We start from the raw sequence: 1,127 nt of genomic DNA, 5'->3' as shown, positions 1-1,127 counted from the left end.
ACCAAGCATCGGATTTTCGACGAAATATCAGGATGAGGAGACGGGTCTCTACTATTACGGCTACCGTTATTACGACCCGGTGACAGGGAGGTGGCCATCCAGGGATCCGATCGGGGAACGGGGTGGGGTGAACCTGTACGGGTTCGTGGAAAACGACAGCGTGGGACGGATTGATGTGCTCGGGCAGAATCCCCAAGATCTAGCATTGAAACTAGGAAGTCTTGAGGTTCCGAAAGCATACGGGGTCGATGTGTCTGCCAATCTTGTTGCTGGCCTAGGATCATTTAATGGGGGTATCCAACTCGTGTTCTTCCCTGATACGTGCGAATTGGGGCTATACGGAATCCTGCCAGCGATCGTCGATGTTGACGGAGATGGTGTCATCGACGACTACAGGCCAGAAGATCCTTCACAGCTAGCGGCGCTAGAGAATGCGTTCAAAAACCTCCCAATCGGCATCGATATTTCACTCAGCGCCAATTTGTCTATAGCCGTGAATATTGGAGAGGATAATGGTGCCGACAGTTGGAAGGGTCTGTTTTATGGTGGGACGGCCGATGCAGGGCCCGGAGCGGTCGTTGGTTTAGGGGTGTTTTGGGATCCTTTTGGTAATTGGGTAGGCGCAAGCGTTGGAGCCGGGGTTTCTCCAGTGCCGTTTAACACAAAGTCAAATCCGCAGGCCTATTTCCTTTTGAAGGCTGTGACCCTGCCGAAGTGTCCGTGTTATGCCTTGATTTATGCTGCACCTTGACGATTATGCAAACACCCTACGGGATTTGGTATGTTGTGGCGGCGTTTGTTTTCTTGGTCATCGCGGCATTGTTAATGTTCTTATTTGGATAAATTGATGGGAGCCGGTCCCGAAAATCGTAAGCCCCCGGGCGAGCGCCGTTTGATTTCGGTGGACGTGTTTCGGGTGGATTTGATCAGGCGGCTTGCTTGAGCGCGCGGGGGCCGGCGGCGGGGTGCTTCCCACGGTTTGCCGCAGCCCAGACTTCCGGCAGCAGGGCGTCAGTCGGGTCAGTCCTCGCACTTTAGTTCTACTTAGTTAAATTGGTGGGAATTCCGGTCCGTCCGTTCCATCGGCGCTCGATATCTGCCTTGCGTTTCCGGTGCCGATGATGGAT

General features: G+C 53.7%; 1 protein-coding gene. It reads left to right on the top strand.

Translation table 11 applies throughout. From position 1 onward, the window contains the following. Positions 1 to 751, top strand: a 751-nt coding sequence (locus HNR46_RS20565) for an RHS repeat-associated core domain-containing protein (protein WP_184022593.1), incomplete at its 5' end; no start/stop codon positions are given. Positions 752 to 1,127: the final 376 nt, after the last annotated feature.

The organism is Haloferula luteola, from assembly GCF_014201715.1.
Lineage (GTDB): Bacteria > Verrucomicrobiota > Verrucomicrobiia > Verrucomicrobiales > Akkermansiaceae > Haloferula > Haloferula luteola.
The sequence above is the reverse complement of the archived record's forward strand: the minus strand, read 5'-3'. Positions and strand labels throughout refer to the sequence as shown.